General features: G+C 67.8%; 16 protein-coding genes and 2 tRNA genes. 4 read left to right on the top strand and 14 right to left on the bottom strand.

Translation table 11 applies throughout. From position 1 onward, the window contains the following. Positions 1-16: 16 nt before the first annotated feature. On the bottom strand, positions 17-574 hold the full coding sequence (locus AC3B5L_RS00090) for a peptidylprolyl isomerase (protein WP_187662799.1): 558 nt from the start codon (positions 572-574) through the stop codon (positions 17-19). Positions 575-720: 146 nt separating this feature from the next. On the opposite strand from AC3B5L_RS00090, the gene AC3B5L_RS00085 reads away from it, so the two are divergent. Both AC3B5L_RS00085 and AC3B5L_RS00080 read left to right on the top strand, forming a co-directional pair. Beyond that, complete coding sequence (locus tag AC3B5L_RS00085; protein ID WP_025102885.1) at positions 721-1,218, top strand: hypothetical protein; 498 nt, start codon at positions 721-723, stop codon at positions 1,216-1,218. Next, positions 1,215-1,697, top strand: coding sequence for an aminoacyl-tRNA deacylase (locus AC3B5L_RS00080; protein WP_232089133.1), 483 nt, complete (start codon positions 1,215-1,217; stop codon positions 1,695-1,697). Before AC3B5L_RS00085 ends, AC3B5L_RS00080 begins: the two co-directional genes overlap by 4 nt. A 10-nt stretch (positions 1,698-1,707) precedes the next feature. Here AC3B5L_RS00080 and AC3B5L_RS00075 read toward each other — a convergent pair whose 3' ends face one another. Continuing rightward, positions 1,708-2,130 (bottom strand): NUDIX hydrolase, encoded by a 423-nt coding sequence (locus AC3B5L_RS00075; protein WP_187662798.1) that lies wholly within the window; start codon positions 2,128-2,130, stop codon positions 1,708-1,710. Between the two features lie 136 nt (positions 2,131-2,266). Here AC3B5L_RS00075 and AC3B5L_RS00070 point away from each other — a divergent pair, with 136 nt between their 5' ends. Together AC3B5L_RS00070 and AC3B5L_RS00065 are read left to right on the top strand one after the other, a co-directional pair. Then, on the top strand, positions 2,267-2,713 hold the full coding sequence (locus AC3B5L_RS00070) for a DUF1801 domain-containing protein (RefSeq protein WP_187662797.1): 447 nt from the start codon (positions 2,267-2,269) through the stop codon (positions 2,711-2,713). 51 nt (positions 2,714-2,764) lie between these two features. Next, complete coding sequence (locus tag AC3B5L_RS00065) at positions 2,765-3,886, top strand: M24 family metallopeptidase (RefSeq protein ID WP_490096008.1); 1,122 nt, start codon at positions 2,765-2,767, stop codon at positions 3,884-3,886. A gap of 18 nt (positions 3,887-3,904) precedes the next feature. On the opposite strand, the gene AC3B5L_RS00060 is transcribed toward AC3B5L_RS00065, so the two are convergent. The 12 genes from AC3B5L_RS00060 to dnaA all read right to left on the bottom strand — a co-directional run bounded on the left by AC3B5L_RS00060 (position 3,905) and on the right by dnaA (position 17,276). Next, a tRNA-Ala gene (locus AC3B5L_RS00060) sits at positions 3,905-3,980 on the bottom strand. 26 nt (positions 3,981-4,006) lie between these two features. Further along, positions 4,007-4,080, bottom strand: a tRNA-Ile gene (locus tag AC3B5L_RS00055). An 86-nt stretch (positions 4,081-4,166) separates the two neighbouring features. Next, positions 4,167-5,072 carry a DUF4097 family beta strand repeat-containing protein gene (locus AC3B5L_RS00050; RefSeq protein WP_268777833.1) on the bottom strand — a complete coding sequence of 302 codons (906 nt, stop codon included), beginning with the start codon at positions 5,070-5,072 and terminating at the stop codon, positions 4,167-4,169. Further along, positions 5,069-5,758 (bottom strand): LuxR C-terminal-related transcriptional regulator, encoded by a 690-nt coding sequence (locus AC3B5L_RS00045; protein WP_187662794.1) that lies wholly within the window; start codon positions 5,756-5,758, stop codon positions 5,069-5,071. The genes AC3B5L_RS00050 and AC3B5L_RS00045 overlap by 4 nt, the downstream gene beginning before the upstream one ends. Further along, the gene (locus tag AC3B5L_RS00040) at positions 5,746-7,098 is read right to left on the bottom strand and encodes a sensor histidine kinase (RefSeq protein WP_259954809.1); all 1,353 of its coding nucleotides are present in this window, start codon (positions 7,096-7,098) and stop codon (positions 5,746-5,748) included. Before AC3B5L_RS00040 ends, AC3B5L_RS00045 begins: the two co-directional genes overlap by 13 nt. Before the next feature lie 163 nt (positions 7,099-7,261). Beyond that, positions 7,262-7,666, bottom strand: a complete 405-nt coding sequence (locus tag AC3B5L_RS00035) for a DUF3566 domain-containing protein (RefSeq protein WP_025102877.1) — start codon at positions 7,664-7,666, stop codon at positions 7,262-7,264. Beyond that, positions 7,663-10,218: a DNA gyrase subunit A gene (gene gyrA / locus AC3B5L_RS00030; RefSeq protein WP_187662792.1), complete on the bottom strand. Its 2,556-nt coding sequence runs from the start codon at positions 10,216-10,218 to the stop codon at positions 7,663-7,665. The genes AC3B5L_RS00035 and gyrA overlap by 4 nt, the downstream gene beginning before the upstream one ends. Before the next feature lie 72 nt (positions 10,219-10,290). Beyond that, positions 10,291-12,372 (bottom strand): DNA topoisomerase (ATP-hydrolyzing) subunit B, encoded by a 2,082-nt coding sequence (gyrB, locus tag AC3B5L_RS00025; protein ID WP_187662791.1) that lies wholly within the window; start codon positions 12,370-12,372, stop codon positions 10,291-10,293. A gap of 118 nt (positions 12,373-12,490) precedes the next feature. Beyond that, a complete protein-coding gene (locus AC3B5L_RS00020; protein WP_268777835.1) occupies positions 12,491-13,000 on the bottom strand; it encodes a DciA family protein in 510 nt (169 codons plus the stop codon). After that, a complete protein-coding gene (recF, locus tag AC3B5L_RS00015) occupies positions 12,993-14,207 on the bottom strand; it encodes a DNA replication/repair protein RecF (RefSeq protein ID WP_280567582.1) in 1,215 nt (404 codons plus the stop codon). The genes AC3B5L_RS00020 and recF overlap by 8 nt, the downstream gene beginning before the upstream one ends. A gap of 49 nt (positions 14,208-14,256) precedes the next feature. Next, positions 14,257-15,399 carry a DNA polymerase III subunit beta gene (gene dnaN / locus AC3B5L_RS00010; protein WP_490096416.1) on the bottom strand — a complete coding sequence of 381 codons (1,143 nt, stop codon included), beginning with the start codon at positions 15,397-15,399 and terminating at the stop codon, positions 14,257-14,259. Between the two features lie 485 nt (positions 15,400-15,884). Then, entirely contained in the window at positions 15,885-17,276 is a 1,392-nt protein-coding gene (gene dnaA, locus AC3B5L_RS00005; protein WP_187662787.1) for a chromosomal replication initiator protein DnaA, read from the bottom strand.

Here is a 17,276-nt window from a genome sequence, read left to right as displayed (position 1 = left end):
TCGGCCGTCGCTGTCGTCAGGCGGCGACGATGTCGATCGACTGCAGCACGACCGGCTCGATCGGGCGATCGCCCGCCGCGGTCGGAACGGCGGAGATCGCGTCGACGACCTTGCGCGACGCGTCGTCGGCGACCTCGCCGAAGATCGTGTGCTTGCCCTGCAGCCACGGCGTCGGGTCGGTCGTGATGAAGAACTGCGAGCCGTTCGTGCCCTCGACCTTGCCGGTGATGGCGTTGCGGCGAAGACCCGCGTTGGCCATCGCGAGGATGTAGGGCTCGTTGAAGTTGAGCTCGTTGTTGATCTCGTCGTCGAAGTTGTACCCCGGACCGCCGACGCCCTGACCGAGCGGGTCGCCGCCCTGGATCATGAAGTTCGGGATGATGCGGTGGAAGACGACGTCCTTGTAGAGGGGGCCCTCGCCCGGCTTGCCGGTGGCGGGGTGCGTCCACTCCTGGGAGCCGTCGGCGAGGCCGACGAAGTTCTTGACCGTCTTCGGGGCGTGGTCGCCGAAGAGGTTGATGACGATGTCACCGTGGTTGGTGTGCAGAGTTGCGACGTGGGAAGCGTGAACCATGCGTTCATTCTCGCAGAGCTTCCGGTGAGCGGGCCGGGTGCGTACAGGCACGGCGCCGATGATGCAAGGGGCGGGCGATTCCCTCGCCGCATCCAGCCTCTCGTGGCAAGATGGGGAACCCGTACTCCAATGGACAGGAGAGCATCGTGAGCCTCAGCCGCAAGCGGAAGAAGCAGCTTCGTCGTCTTCAGAAGGACGCGAACCAGCTGTGGGAAGACCAGCAGGTGCTCGTCGGCCACGCTGCCGACGTCGCTCGTGAGGCAGGTCGCCAGCTCGGCAACTTCAATCGCGAGCAGATCGTCCCGGTCGTCCAGGACACCTACAACCGCCGCGTCGCCCCGGTCGTCGACCGTTCGGTGAAGGCCGGCAAGCACGTCGTGGACGACAAGGTCGTCCCGATCGTCGGCGGTGTCGTGGGTACGGCACTGACCGCCTGGGACGTCGCGAACGCCAAGCGTCACGGCGTCGAGTACAAGGCGCGCAAGGCCGTCTCGCAGAAGAAGGGTCCTGGTCTCGGATCCGTCATCGCCATCGTCCTGGGTGCCGCAGCCGCGGTCGGCGTGCTCTACGCCGCCTGGCAGGCGCTGCGGGCCGACGATGAGCTGTGGGTGGCCGACGACCCGCTGTCGGCTCCCGACGCGTGACCACTCCCGACCCGCACGCGCGGGTGCGGGATGCTGCGGCCGCCCGTGGACTCGACATCGAGATCCGCGAGCGGCCGCAGGCGCGTAGCCTCGTCGAGGCCGCCGAGATCCTCGGCATCCCGCCGTCGGGCATCGTGAAGACCCTCGTGGTGAAACGCTCGGACGACACGTATCTGTTCGCTCTCGTCCCCGGCGGACGATCCATCTCCTGGCCCAAGCTGCGCGCCCTCGTGGGCGTCAACAAGCTGCGCCTCCCGGAGCCCGAGCTGGCCCTCGCGGCGACTGGCTACGAGCGCGGGACCATCGTGCCGATCGGCAGCACCACCGACTGGCCGGTCTACGCCGACGCATCGATCGTCGGTCAGCGGGTGGCGATGGGCGCCGGCACGCACGGCTACAGCCTCTTCGTCGACGCCGACGACCTCATCGCCGCGTACGACGCCACCGTCGCCGACATCTCGGTTCCCGACGAACGCTGACGGTCGACTCCTAGAGGATGCCGGCCATCCGCAACGCGATGTCGACCAGGCGAACGCGCTGCAAACCCGCGACCGCGGGGAGCGGGAACCATTCCGCGCGATCGGTGGAGCCCTCCGTCTCCCAACGGAGCTTCCCGCCGGATACCTCCGCCCGGTAGACGATGCGCAAGGTGTGCAGCGGATCCGACGACTTCTGCACGCGCCGCCCGGCGGGGATGACACGGGAATGGATACCGAGCAGCGACCCGACCCTCACCGTGTAGCCCGTCTCCTCGCGGATCTCCCGGCGCACGGCATCCTCGGGCGCCTCGCCCGGCTCCAGCCCGCCGCCGGGAAGGGTCCAGGCCACCCGCCGGCCCTCGGTCCATCGCGCCAGGAGGAGGCGCCCACCCTCATCGGTGACGACCCCGTATGCGGCGACGCGCAGGTCCATGGAGACACCCTATCCGGGTATCGTGCCATCGCCCGCCGCGTGACGGGACCGGCGGATCGATCACGAATCGAGAAGCACGGGAGCGGTCGGCGTCCCTACGCTGGGACCATCATCGAGGCCGCACGAGAGGACCATCATGGCCGACACCGAGAAGAACTTCACCCCCGAGGAGCGCGAGGCCATGCAGGCCGCCGCGAAGGAGGCGCGCACCCGACGCTCCCGAGCCAAGAAGTCGCCCGAGGAACTGCGCGCCGCCGGCGAGGCCGATCTCAAGGAAGCCGTCGCGAAGCTCACCGACGAGGACAGGCGGCTCGCCGAGAAGCTTCACGCGCTGGTGTCCGAGGTGGCGCCGGAGCTCGTGCCCCGCACGTACTACGGCATGCCGGCGTGGGGCCGAGACGGCAAGGTGCTGTGCTTCTTCCAGCCGGCGAGCAAGTTCAAGGTCCGCTACGGAACCTTCGGCTTCGAGCCGATCTCCCACCTCGACGACGGCACCGTCTGGCCGACCGCGTACGCGGTGACCGCGCTCACGGAGAAGGATCTCGAGTTCCTCGCCGCGCGCATCCGCCAGGCGATCAGCTGATTCGCGGTGAAGGCCTGACGCAGCGGTGTCGCTCGCGTTAGCGTGGTGGCTGTGAGCACCCTCCCCTTCTCCGCCGCCGTCTACGCCCGCCGCCTGGAGCGCGCGCAGGACCTCGCGCATGCTGCCGGTTTCGACGCGATCGTCGTCGGCCCCGGCCCCGACCTCCAGTACCTCCTCGGCGTCGAGGGCGACACCATCGAGCGGCTGACCGCGCTGGTCCTTACTCCCCGCGGCGCGGCTACGGTGGTCGTCCCACGCATGGAGCTCGCCAAGGTGCGCAGTACGGCCATCGGCGAGCTGGGACTGACGGTCGCCGACTGGGTGGACGGCGAGGACCCGTACGCCCTCGTGGCTGCGGCGACGGGTTCCGTCTCCCGCGTCGGCGTCTCGGATGCGCTTCCCGCGCTGCACGTCGTGCCGATCGGGGAACGGCTGCAGGCGCGGCTCGAACTCGCCACGCCCGTCCTCCGGGAGGGTCGGATGATCAAGGATGACGAGGAGATCGCCGAGCTGCGTCGCGCCGGCGCGGCGATCGATGCCGTGCACCGCCGCGTACCCGCCTGGTTGCGCGCGGGGCGCACCGAGCGAGAGGTCGCCGCCGACATCGCCGCCGCGATCGTCGAGGAAGGCCATCGGACGGTCGAGTTCGTCATCGTCGGCTCTGGGCCCAACGGCGCGGATCCGCACCACGAGGTCTCCGACCGGGTCATCGAGGAGGGCGACGTGGTGGTCGTCGACATCGGCGGCGCCGTGCCGAGCGGTTACAACTCGGACAGCACGAGGACCTATGTCGTCGGAACGCCTGATCCGGATGCTGCGGACCGCATCGCCACCCTCGTCCGCGCGCAGCAGGCGGCGGTGGATGCGGTGCGCCCTGGAGTCACGGCGGCGGAGGTCGACGCGGCCGCCCGTTCGGTGCTCGCGGAGGCCGGGCTGGGGGAGGCGTTCCTGCACCGCACGGGTCACGGGATCGGCGTCTCGGTGCACGAGGAGCCCTACATCGCCCCCGGCAACGACCTCGTGATCCGAGAGGGCATGGCCTTCAGCATCGAGCCTGGCATCTACTTCCCGCGAGAGTGGGGCGCCCGCATCGAGGACATCGTGGTCGTGACGGCGGACGGAGTCGAACGCCTGAACACGGCACCGCACGGACTCACGGCAACCGACGGGTGAAGTGAGTCGGGGGGAGGATGGTGGAGCCTAGGAGATTCGAACTCCTGACATCCTGCTTGCAAAGCAGGCGCTCTACCAACTGAGCTAAGGCCCCGTGAGGGAATTCTTGAATTGAAAGGGTGGGGCTACCAGGACTTGAACCTGGGACCTCTTCATTATCAGTGAAGCGCTCTAACCGCCTGAGCTATAGCCCCGTCAACCTCCAGAACTTTACCGGAGTTTCGCCGAAAATCCGAATCGAGGGCGGGGGCCCCGCACCGGAGCCCCGCCCTCGCCCGGTTCATCGTCCGGGGTCGACGTTCACACTGCCGGCCGACACGGACACATCGATCGTGCGACGGGCGCTGGGCGACTCGTCGACACGGGCATCGAACGATCCCGCGTTGATGTCCTGCGTGATCCGGTACTCCACATCCGGAAGCGTCAGGTTCAGGGATCCGGCGCTCACATCGATGGTGGTCGCCGTCGGCGCGTCGCCGGTGAGTTCGACCGTCAGGTCGCCTGCTGCGATGCCGAGATCCGCCTGGTCGACGCCGTCGAGGAGGACGTCCGCCCGCCCCGCGTTCATCTGCACATCGACGGCCGAGGCCGCTCCGGAGACATCGAGGGATCCGGCGTTGATCTGCACCTCGAGGGTGCCGAACTCGCCGGAGACGTCGAGAGCGCCGGCATCGAGCGTGAGGCTCGCGTCGAGGTCCGAGCTGCTGAGCTCCTTCGGAAGGGTGAGCACGGCGCGCTCGTCGTCACCGAACCAGTTGCCGAACCACCAGCCGAAGGCGGGCCGAGGGCTCCGGACGACGAGCTCGTCCGCTTCGCGCTCGAACGTCCACGAACCTCGACCGTTGGTCACGGAGAGCTCCGCCGCGTCCACATCTCCGAAGTCGATGCGGACCATGCTCGCATCGGCGTCGAGATCGATCGCAGTGACGCCGTCGACGTCCACCGTCTGCACCGAATCCGGTCGGCTGGAGGACAGAAGGGTGCCGGTCGCCGCGACGGCCGCCGTGCCTCCGGCTCCGAGCAGGGCGATCCCACCGACCACGGCGGTGACGATCATGACGGCGGTCGCTCCGGATGAACGCCGCGGTCCGGGCGCGCTCGGCGACGGCGTGGGGGAAGCCGCGGACGGCGGCGGGGGAGTGATCGGGGTGTGCCCGCCCTGTGCTCCGGTGTTCTCGGTGGTCATCGTGAGACTCCTGTCTGGCCGTTCGACGGCGTCGTGCCGCCCGTGTTCTCGAGGTGGGCCAGCGCGGCGAGCACGCGGCGGTTGCCCGCCTCGTCCTGTTCGAAGCCCAGCTTCTGGAAGATGGAGGTGATGTGCTTCTCGACGCTCGCTCCCGAGAGGAAGAGGAGGGCAGCGATCGCCTGGTTCGACTTGCCCTCGGCGAGCAGCGCCAGCACGGTGCGCTCCCGCTCGGTGAGCCGCATCATGCGATCGTCGCGGTTCCGGCGGGTCAGGAGCTGGGCCACGACCTCCGGGTCCAGCACCGTGGCGCCGTCGGCGATCCGCTGCACCGAATCGATGAACTCCGCGACATCCGCCACCCGGTCCTTCAGGAGGTAGCCGAGCGGACCGCCCTGCGCGGCGATGAGATCGGACGCGTAGCGCTCCTCCACATACTGGGACAGCACGAGGATGGCGAGCGACGGATGCACCGCCCGCAGATCGAGCGCCGCGCGGATGCCCTCGTCCGTGAAGGTCGGCGGCAGCCGCACATCGAGGATGCAGAGGTCCGGCGTCGTCGACGTCACGGCCTCGCGGAGACCGGTCGTGTCGGTGAGGGCCGCGACCACCTCGTGGCCGGCGTCCTCGAGCAGACGCACGAGCCCCTCGCGCAGGAGGACGGAATCCTCGCAGATCAGGATGCGCATGGCACGTTCACCTCCAGGCTGGTCGGGCCGCCCTGCGGACTGTCGAGACGGAAGGTCCCGCCCGCGGCGAGGATCCGGTTCGCGATGCCGTCGAGGCCCCCGCCCGGGATGACCTGGGCGCCGCCCATGCCGTTGTCCTCGACCCGCGCCCAGAGGACGTTTCCCTCGCGGAGCCGGACGGTGACCCGCGCTTCGCTCGCTCGGGAGTGCTTCGCCGCGTTGGTCAGCGATTCGGCGATGGAGAAGTACACCGCCGCCTCCGCATCGCGTCCGGGCCGGCTTGCCCCGGCGCCGCCACTCTGGGTCCCTGAGCCGTACCCCTGGGTCCCTGCCCCGCCACCCTGGGTCCCTGAGCTTGTCGAAGGGTCCATCCGCACGTCCAACTGCACGGGGATGGGGGAGCGGCTGGCGAGCGCGGACAACGCGGCGTCGAGTCCGCGGTCGTCGAGCACGGAGGCGTGGATCCCGCGGGCGAGCTGCCGCAGTTCGGTGATGGCGGCCTTCGTCGACGTGTGGGCCTCGGAGATGAGCTCTTTCGCGGCGTCGGGGTCGGTGTCGATCTTCTGCTGGGCGAGCCCGAGGGTCATCCCGACGGAGACGAGCCGCGGCTGGACGCCGTCGTGCAGATCGCGCTCGATCCGCGTCCGTTCCACATCGGCCGCACGGACGGCACCCTCACGCTGGGCGGTGGATGCGCGGACACGCTCGGTGAGCTCGACCTCACGAGCCCGGGCGACGATCGCCAGCGCGAGTGTCCGGGCCAGGAGCGCGAGGCCGATGATCCCGGCGGCGGAGGCGAGTGCGCCGAGGATGCCGATCACGGGCGCCCAGGACACCGGGATCTGCCCGCCACCGAAGGGGCCGACGATGGTCTCGGCCGAGGTCAGCGGTGCGAAGGCGATGATCATCGACCAGAGGAGTGCCCAGAACAGTCGGAGCACCACGAAGCCGAGGACCGCGGTGATGGCGAAGTTCGCCACCGCACGCCACATCCGCCCATCGATCGCCTGCCTCCCGAGCGCGCGGAGCCAGCCGCCGAAGCCGGGACGGTCCCGCGGCTGGAGCCGCAGCGGGGCGTTCGGTACCCGGTACAGGGCGGCGACGCGAGCGATCTCGAACCAGCCGACGCCGAAGAGCACATATACGAGGCCCACGAGCACCACGATGCCGACGCCGAAGACGAAGAGGAGGCCGAGTCCGGTGCCGAGGAGCCCGCCGAGCATGCCGAAGATGGCGCCCCCGATCACCCCGACACCGGCGAGATGCAGGATCGTGAGCGGGATGCGCAACGGCGGCTTCACCGCTGGCGCGGTGCCCGGGGTCGCAGTCTGTGTGGTCATGCTTCCACGGTAGGGCCGCCGCCGGACCTCGCCCACCGAGTCAACCGGACACTCACGTTCGGGTTTTCCCTACCCCCACCCGCCGAGACCCCGCGCTATCGCCGAAACCCCGGCCTGCATCGGTGCGCAGGCCGGGGTTTCGGCGGAAAGACGGGGTTTCGGGTCAGTTCGACATGAAGCCGACGAGCAACCCGCCCGTGACCTTCACGGCCAGGTTGTAGATGCCCGCGACGACGGCGCCGAGCACCGTGAACACGATGAGGTTGAGGATCGCGACAACCGCCGCGAACGCCATGACCTGCGGCAGCCCCACGAGCTCGGACAGCGGGATCGCGCCGTCGGTGAAGCTCCGCACGAACTCGTCGGCCGTGGACATGATGCCGGTCGCCTGCAGCACGAGGAAGATCAGGAAGAACGACACCATCGTGACGACGGCCAGAGCGACCGCTCCCAGGAACGAGAGCTTCACCGCGGACCAGAAGTCGACGTAGACGAGCCGCAGCCGGACCTGCTTGCCACCGGTCTTGCGTGTCGACTTCTTCGCCAGCTTGTCAGCCACTGTGCTCATGCGTCTGTATCCTCGGGTGTCTCAGTCGTCTGGGGGGCCTCGGCGTCGGCATCCGGCTCGGTCTCCTCTTCGGTGAGACCACGTTCGCCGTTCCGGGCGATGGCGAGGATGCGGTCGGCCTCCGTCGTGCGGGCGAACACCACTCCCATGGTGTCGCGACCCTTGGCGGGGACCTCGGCCACGGCAGAGCGTACCACCTTGCCGCTGGACAGAACCACCAAGACCTCGTCGTCCTCGGACACGATCAGACCACCCGCGAGAGTGCCCCGATCGTCGTTCAACTTGGCGACCTTGATGCCGTATCCGCCACGCCCCTGGACGCGGTATTCCTCGACGGCGGTGCGCTTCGCATAGCCCCCGTCGGTGACCACGAAGACGTACTTCCCGGGTGCGGCGACGGAGGCGGACAGCAGGCTGTCACCCTCACGGAACTTCATGCCCTTCACCCCGGCGGTGGCACGGCCCATGGGGCGCAACGCCTCGTCGGTCGCCTGGAATCGCACCGACATGCCCCGGCGGCTGATGAGCAGGATGTCGTCCTCGGCGTTGACGAGGAGGGCGCTGACCAGCTCGTCCTCGTCGTTCAGACGGATCGCGATCACGCCGCCCTGGCGGTTCGTGTCGTAGTTGTCCAGACGGGTCTTCTTGACCAGGCCCTCGCGCGTGGCGAGGACGAGGTAGTCCGCCACCGCGTAGTCGCGGATGTCGAGGACCTGCGCGATGCTCTCGTCCGGCTGCAGCGCGAGGAGGTTCGCGACATGGGTGCCCTTCGCGTCGCGCCCTGCTTCCGGCACCTCGTACGTCTTCGCGCGGTAGACCCGGCCCTTGTCGGTGAAGAACAGCAGCCAGTGATGCGTCGTCGTGACGAAGAAGTGCTCGACGATGTCGTCCGCGCGCAGCTGGGCGCCCTTGACACCCTTGCCGCCGCGGTGCTGCGAGCGGTAGTTGTCGCTGCGCGTGCGCTTGATGTAGCCCTCGCGCGTGACGGTGACGACCATCTCCTCCTCGGCGATGAGGTCTTCCATCGACACGTCGCCGTCGAAGCCGTGCAGGATGTGCGTCCGCCGCTCGTCGCCGAACCGCTCGACGATGCCCGTCAACTCCTCGCGGATGATCGAGCGCTGGCGGCCCTCGTCGGCCAGGATCGCCTTGTAGTCGGTGATCTGAGCCTCGAGCTCGTTGGCCTGATCGATGATCTTCTGACGCTCGAGAGCGGCGAGTCGACGCAGCTGCATCTGCAGGATCGCGTCGGCCTGGATCTCGTCGATGTCGAGGAGCTTCTGCAGTCCCTCGTTCGCATCCGCGGTGGTCTGCGAACGACGGATCAGGGCGATGACCTCGTCGAGCGCGTCGAGCGCCTTCAGGTAGCCGCGCAGGATGTGCATGCGCTTCTCGGCTTCGCGGAGGCGGAACTCCGTGCGTCGGACGATCACATCGATCTGGTGAGCGATCCAGTGCGAGATGAAGCCGTCGATCGCGAGCGTCCGGGGGACACCGTCGACGATCGCGAGCATGTTCGCGCCGAAGTTCTCCTGCAGCTGCGTGTGCTTGTACAGGTTGTTCAGCACGACCTTCGCGACCGCATCGCGCTTGAGCACCACGACCAGGCGCTGACCGGTGCGGTCCGACGACTCGTCACGGATGTCGGCGATGCCGGTGATCTTGCCGTCACGGGCGAGGTCGCCGATCTTCACCGCCACGTTGTCGGGGTTGACCTGGTAGGGCAGCTCGGTGATGACGAGGCAGGTGCGACCCTGGATCTCCTCCACGTTGACGACTGCGCGCATCGTGATCGAGCCGCGACCCGTGCGGTACGCCTCATGGATGCCCTTGGTGCCGAGGATCTGCGCGCCGGTCGGGAAGTCCGGGCCCGGAATGCGCTGGATCAGACCCTCGAGCAGTTCCTCGCGCGAGACCCCGGGGTTGTCGAGAGCCCAGAGCGCCGCGTCGGACACCTCGCGCAGATTGTGCGGCGGGATGTTGGTCGCCATCCCGACCGCGATGCCGACCGAGCCGTTGACGAGCAGGTTCGGGAAGCGGGCGGGCAGGACTGTGGGCTCCTGCGTCTGACCGTCGTAGTTGTCGGTGAAGTCGACGGTGTCTTCCTCGATGTCGCGCACCATCTCGAGCGCGAGCTGAGCCATCTTCGTCTCGGTGTATCGCGGGGCTGCGGCACCCATGTTGCCCGGGGAGCCGAAGTTCCCCTGGCCGAGGGCGAGCGGGTACCGGAGCGACCAGGGCTGCACCAGACGGACGAGGGCGTCGTAGATCGCCGAGTCGCCGTGCGGGTGGTACTGACCCATGACCTCGCCGACGACGCGGGCGCACTTGGAGAACGACTTGTCGGGGCGGAACCCACCGTCGTACATGCCGTAGATGACACGGCGGTGCACCGGCTTGAGGCCATCGCGGACGTCGGGGAGGGCGCGGCCGACGATGACCGCCATGGCGTAGTCGAGATAGCTGCGCTGCATCTCCGACTGCAGATCGACCTGGTCGATCTTGCCGTGCTCGTGACCCTCGGTGATGTCGGGGCGTTCTTCGTCAGTCATGTGTCTTTCCTGGTGGGCTGAGCTGGTCGGAGCAGCGGGTCCCGTTCGACGGACTCAGGGACCCCGCGGTGATCAGATGTCGAGGAACCGGACGTCCTTGGCGTTGCGCTGGATGAAGCTCCGACGCGATTCCACGTCCTCGCCCATCAGCACGCTGAAGATCTCGTCCGCGGCGGCGGCGTCCTCGATGGTCACCTGACGAAGCGTCCGGGTGGTGTGGTCCATCGTGGTCTCCCACAGTTCCTTGGCGTTCATCTCGCCGAGACCCTTGTAGCGCTGGATGCCCGCGTCCTTGGGGATGCGCTTGCCGTTCTCCAGGCCGTAGGCCAGCAGCGCATCGCGCTCGGCGTCGCTGAACACGTACTCGTGTGCCGCGTTCGACCACTTGAGGCGGTAGAGCGGCGGCATCGCGAGGTACACGAAGCCGGCCTCGATGAGTCCGCGCATGTAACGGAACAGCAGGGTGAGCAGCAGGGTGGTGATGTGCTGACCGTCGACGTCGGCATCGGCCATCAGCACGATCTTGTGATACCGCGCCTTCTCGATGTCGAACTCCTCGCCGATGCCCGTGCCGAAGGCCTGGATCATCGCCTGGACTTCCTTGTTGCCGAGCGCCTTGTCGAGACGCGCGCGCTCGACGTTGAGGATCTTGCCGCGCAGCGCCAGGATCGCCTGCGTGTGCGGGTCCCGACCCTGCACCGCCGAACCGCCGGCCGAGTCGCCCTCCACGAGGAAGATCTCGCTGATCGACGGGTCCTTGCTCGTGCAGTCCTTGAGCTTGTCGGGCATCGCCGCGGACTCGAACACGCTCTTGCGACGCGCGGTCTCGCGCGCCTTGCGCGCGGCGAGGCGTGCCGTCGCCGCGTCGATGGCCTTGCGGATGACGTTCTTCGCCTGGTTCGGGTTGCGCTCGAACCAGTCGCCGAGCTGATCGCCGACGACCTTCTGCACGAAGGCCTTCGCCTCGGTGTTGCCGAGCTTCGTCTTGGTCTGACCCTCGAACTGGGGCTCGCCGAGCTTGATCGAGATGACGGCGGTCAGCCCCTCGCGCACGTCGTCTCCGGAGAGGTTGTCGTCCTTCTCCTTGAGGAGGTTGTTCGCACGGGCATAGCGGTTGACGAGCGTGGTGAGCGCCGCCCGGAAGCCCTCCTCGTGCGTGCCACCCTCGTGCGTGTTGATGGTGTTGGCGTAGGTGAACACGTTCTCCGTGTACGACGTCGTCCACTGCATCGCGACCTCGAGCGAGATCTTGCGCGCCGTGTCCTCGGACTCGAAGGCGATGATCTCCTCGTTGACGACCTCGGCGTGGCGCACCTTGTTCAGGTACTCGACGTAGTCGACGAGACCGCGCTCGTAGAAGAAGACGTCGCCCGGCTGCTTCGTGACCGCCTGGCCGTCTTCCTCGGTCTCGTACGCCGACTCCGGCCGCTCGTCGGAGAGCTCGATGCGCAGTCCCTTGTTGAGGAACGCCATCTGCTGGAACCGGGTGCGGAGCGTGTCGTAGTCGAACTCGACGGTCTCCTGGAAGATCTCCGCGTCCGGCCAGAACGTGATGCTGGTCCCGGTCTCCTCGGTGGCCTCGCCCTTTTCCAGCTTCTGCTGCGGGACGCCGCCGTCGGCGAAGCTGTGCCGCCAGACGAAGCCCTTCTGCTTGACCTCCACGTCGAAGCGGGTCGACAGGGCGTTCACCACCGAGGATCCGACGCCGTGCAGACCGCCGGAGACGGCGTAGGCGCCGCCACCGAACTTGCCGCCCGCGTGCAGGATCGTGAGCACGACCTCGACGGTCGACTTCGAGGGGTCCGACGAGTGCGGGTCGACGGGGATACCGCGACCGTTGTCGACCACGCGCACGCCGCCGTCGGCGAGGAGGGTGACGAAGATCGTGTCGGCATACCCGGCCAGCGCTTCGTCCACCGAGTTGTCGACGATCTCGTAGACGAGGTGGTGCAGTCCGCGGGGACCGGTCGAGCCGATGTACATGCCGGGTCGCTTGCGGACCGCTTCGAGTCCTTCGAGGATCTGGATCGAGTCGGCGCCGTACTCACCGGGCTGCTGCTTCTTCGGTGCGGGTGCCGCCGATCCTCCGGCCTGTGAGCCCGACGAAGCGTCGTTGTTCGGTTCCGTCTCGTCAGCAGGGGATTCAGGCGTCATCAGAGGGCATTCTCCAGATCGATATCTCGAACTCCCATTCTAGCCGGGTTTCGAGTCGAAATGCCGCTCAACGGCCGCGTGTGGCCCTCTGAGCGTTTCGGACCCCTTGCATGGTGCCCTACCCGTAGGTATCGCGCGGGCCCCGCCCTGGAACGGCTCTGGGACCCCATTTCCACGAGGGGACGTCCGGTCCGATGAAGCGGAGGTTCTCCACTCCCGCCTCCGGGTACCGTCGTCCGATCTCCGTGAGGATCGTCGCGCGCATGAACTGGAGGTTCTTCGCCCACGCGGTGGAATCGCACTTGACGGTGAGCAGTCCGCGCTCGAGAGACACCGGCTCCGAGTGCTTCGCGGTGTCCGCCCCCGCGAGGTCAGCCCACTGGCGGACGAGGTCCTCCCGGGCGAGCGTCGTCTCCCAGCCGGATTCGCGGCTGAGCGTGTCGAGGACGGCGCCGAGGCTTCCCGGATCACGGCCGGGGGTGAACGGCGCGTTGTCGTCGTCGACGGAGATCCGCCTTTTGCGCTTCCAGTTCTTGGCGCTCGGCTTGAGTCCCCGCAGTCGCAGGTAGGTGGCGACGGTCTCGGGAGCCTCCGCCGAGGCCGGGCTGTCGGTGACCACGTCAGTCATTCGGCGCACCGCCCTCTCCCTGCAGCCGGTCCCGCTCATCGGTGATGGTCCCCGCCGTGATGCGGACGACGTGAGCATGGAGCACGTCGGGGATATCCTCCTCCACCGCGGCCGTGACCACCACCTGCTCGTAGCCCGCGGTGAGCGCGGCGAGCCGCTGCCGCCGATCGGCGTCCAGCTCCGCGAAGACGTCGTCGAGGATCAGTACCGGGTCGCCGGCCGGGGACTCGCTGCGGAGCAGCTCGGCGGATGCCAGTCGCAGGGCGAGTGCGACCGACCAGGACTCGCCGTGGGAGGCGTACCCCTTCACCGGCAGGTCCCGGACCCGCAGCACCAGGTCGTCCCGATGGGGTCCGGTGAGGGTGAGGCCGCGGTCGAGTTCGTTCGAGCGTTTCGCCGCGAGAGAGGCGCGGAACATCTCGGCGATGCGACGGGCGTCCCCGCGCACGTCGTCGACGGGAGCGGCACCGTCCGCGTCATCGCGGTCGTCGTCATCCTCGGGATCGCTGCCGGCGACCGACAGCGCCCAGTCGAGCCGGGGACGGTGGTCCGCGCCGGCGATCGCCGCGTATGCATCGGCGACGGGCTGCTGCAGATCGGACGCCAGCCGCTGCCGTGCCGTGATGATCTCGGATCCGAGGGAGACGAGCTTGTCGTCCCAGACGTCGAGGGTGCTCAGCGCTTCACCGCGGATGCCCCGCGCCCGCGCCGACTTGAGCAGGGCGTTGCGCTGCTTGAGCACGCGGTCGTAGTCACCCAGCACGGCGGCGAGTCGCGGGGTGCGCTGGATGAGGAGCTGGTCGGCGAACCGGCGGCGGGCCGAGGGGTCGCCCCGCACGATCTGGAGATCCTCCGGCGCGAACAGCACGACATGTGCGTAGCGGGGGAGCTCGTTCGTCTTCGACGGGGAGCCGTTGATCCGCGCCTTGTTCGACCCCTGGCGATTGAGCTGCACCTCGACGAGCACGCGTCGCTCACCGTGCGCGAGCCGGGCCCGGATGACGGCGAACTCCTGCCCGTCCCGCACCATCGGCGCGTCCGAGGACACCCGATGCGATCCCAGCGTCGCGAGGAACACCACCGCCTCCGCGAGGTTCGTCTTGCCTTGGCCGTTCCGCCCGACGAGGACGTTCGGCCCGCGGTGCAAGGCGAGTTCCGCGGTCGCGTAATTGCGGAAATCGACCAGGCTGAGATGCTCCACAATCACGGAGCCAGCCTACCTTCCGGGTCGGACACTCCCTCGGGGCCGGGGGTGCTCAGCGCAGGAGGAGGTTGGGCTGGAGGAGGTACTTGAACGAGTCCAGACCGGCCTGGTCGACCGACGTCTGACTGGTGATGAGGACCGGGCTCAGCTTGTTGGCGTTGTCGCTGGAGGTGAAGGTCACCCGCACGAACTCGCTCTTGACCGCACCGAGGGCTTCGATGAGGTACTGCGGGTTGAGACCCAGCGTCACCTCGTCGCCGCCGGAGAGGATCGCGTCGACCGACTCGGACGCGCGGGCGTGCTCGCTGCCCGATGCATCCATCGTGACGCTGTCGGTCGAGAACGTGAAACGCAGTGGCGCCGCGCGGTCGAGCACGAGGGAGACACGGCGGACGGCCTCGATGAGATCGGCCGTGTTGACGACGGCGTAGTGGTCGGTCTGCTCGGGGAAGAGGCGGCGGACCGGGGGGAAGTTGCCCTTGATGAGCAGCGACGTCACGGTCTTGTTGCCGGCGGTGAACGCGATGATCTCGCGATCCCCGGCACCCGAGAAGGCGATCTGGATCGTGCCGGCGTGTCCGAACGTCTTGCCGACCTCGACGAGGGTGCGGGCGGGAACGAGTGCGGTGGCCTCGACGGCCTCGCCGTCCCAGGGCACGTCGCGGAGCGAGACCCGGTAGCGGTCGGTGGCGACGAGGCTGAGCGTCTGTCCGGAGACCTCGAGCTGGACACCCGTCAGCACGGGAGTCACATCGTCACGGGACGCGGCGAAGCCGACCTGCGCGATCGCCGTGCCGAAATCGTCGGCCGGGACGACGCCGGAGGATCCGGACACCTCGGGAATGGACGGGTATTCCTCGACCGGCATGGCCGCGAGGGTGAAGCGAGCCGAGCCACAGGTCACGGCGATTCCGCCGTCATCCTCGACGGCGATCTCGATGGGAGCGTTCGGGAGGCGGCTCGCGATGTCGGAGAGCAGCCGCCCGTGGACGAGGATCGTGCCCGGTGTCTCGACCGTCGCCTCGATGGTCGTCCGTGCGGATGCTTCGTAGTCGAAGGCCGAGAGGGTGAGTCCGGAGCCGTCCGCCTCGATCAGGACACCGGCGAGGATCGGCTGTGGATTGCGCTGGGGCAGCAGCTTGACGACGAAGGACACAGCCTCGCTGAAGACATCGCGGTTGACCTGAAACCTCACGGGTGCTCCCTTGTCGTCGAACATGACGGGTCGTCGTCGGGTCCTGCCACTGCAGGGAATCCCATGCTAGCCCCACAGTCCTGCGGTTCCCTACGCCGGAGGACTTGTCATGCCGCCGCCGGTTCTCCCCACCGTCTGGTGATCGGATCGCACCCTGAATGACTTAACTCCTTAACGGTGTTAACACCTGTGGATACTGTGGATAAGTCGGTGGAAAGCAGGCGCGAGTAGGGAACTACACACGTGTCACTTGTGGAGACCCTGAGGAATCCGCGGGTGGACAGGGGTCGGTCGTCGTTTCGCCGTCCCGGGGTTATCCACAGGTTTCCCCGATCGCCCCACATTCGAGACGGCGCGTTCCACGTTCATCCACAAGTTATCCACATGTGCATAGACGCATCTATCCGGCGGGTGCATGTCGCCGAAACGCCGAGAGGGACGCCGTCCGATGTCGGTTGCGGCGTCCCTCTCGTGGATGCAGGTCGTCAGCGACGACCGAGCTGCGTGGTGATCTCGGTCACCTGGTTGTAGATCGAGCGACGCTCCTTCATGAGTTCGCTGATCTTCTTGTAGGCGTACATGACCGTCGTGTGGTCCCGGTTGCCGAAGAGCTGACCGATCTTCGGGAGGGAGAGGCTGGTGCGCTCACGGCAGAGGTACATGGCGATCTGCCGTGCGGTGGCGATCTGCTGCGAACGGCTGGAACCGTAGAGGTCGTCGACGGTGAGCTTGAAGTACTGCGCGGTCGCGGTGATGATGTCGGTCGGCGAGATGATGTTGTCCTCGGCCGTGTCGATGATGTCCCGCAGCACGGTCTGAGCCAGGGAGATGTCGAGGGCAGAGCGGTTCAGGCTCGCGAACGCGGAGACGCGGATGAGTGCACCCTCCAGCTCGCGGATGTTCGAGGACACGACCGTGGCGATGTACTCGAGCACCTCGTCCGGGATGTGGAGGGCCTCGCTCTGCGCCTTCTTCCGCAGGATGGCGATACGGGTCTCGAGGTCGGGCGCCTGCACGTCGGTGATGAGGCCCCACTCGAACCGGCTGCGCATGCGGTCCTCGAAGCCGGTCAGGTGCTTCGGTGCGACATCGCTGGTGATGACGACCTGCTTGTTGTGGTCGTGCAGCGTGTTGAACGTGTGGAAGAACGCCTCCTGCGTCTCCGCCCGTCCCTGGAGGAACTGGATGTCGTCGATGAGGAGGATGTCCACGTCGCGGTACCGCGCTTGGAACGCGGCGCCGCGGTTGTTGGCGATGGAGTTGATGAAGTCGTTCGTGAACTCCTCGCTCGATACGTACCGCACCTTCACCCCGGCGTAGAGGGACTGCGCGTAGTCACCGATGGCGTGGAGGAGGTGTGTCTTGCCCAGTCCGGAGTCGCCGTAGATGAAGAGCGGGTTGTAGGCCTTGGCCGGAGCCTCGGCCACGGCCACGGCGGCCGCGTGTGCGAACCGGTTGGACTGGCCGATCACGAAGTTGTCGAAGGTGTACTTCGGGTTGAGGCGGGATTCGTGGCGCAGCGCCGTCGGCTGCTCCATCGGCGACTCGGCGCGTACCGGCTCCTGGCGACCGAAGTCGGCGACCGCGATGGGGGCCGTGGGCTGGTCCGCGAGTTCGTGGTTCACGACCACCCGGTAGGACGTGACCTCTTCGCCGACGTGAGCGAGCGCCTCCATGATGGGCAGGCGGAGACGCTTGTTGATCTGCGCGGCGGTGAGGTCGTTCGGCACCTCGAGGTACAGGGTCGCCGACATCACCCCGGCGGGCACCGCGAGGCTCAGGAAGCCCTGGAGCTGCGGCGTGACCCGATCGTCGGCTTCCAGCAGCTCCTGCACCGTGGTCCAGATCGGGACTTCGGGCTGGGCTGGTGAGGACAT

The sequence above is a fragment of the Microbacterium sp. C-MGS6 genome, from assembly GCF_058140415.1.
Note: the sequence above shows the minus strand (reverse complement) of the source record. Positions and strands in the feature narration are given on the sequence as shown.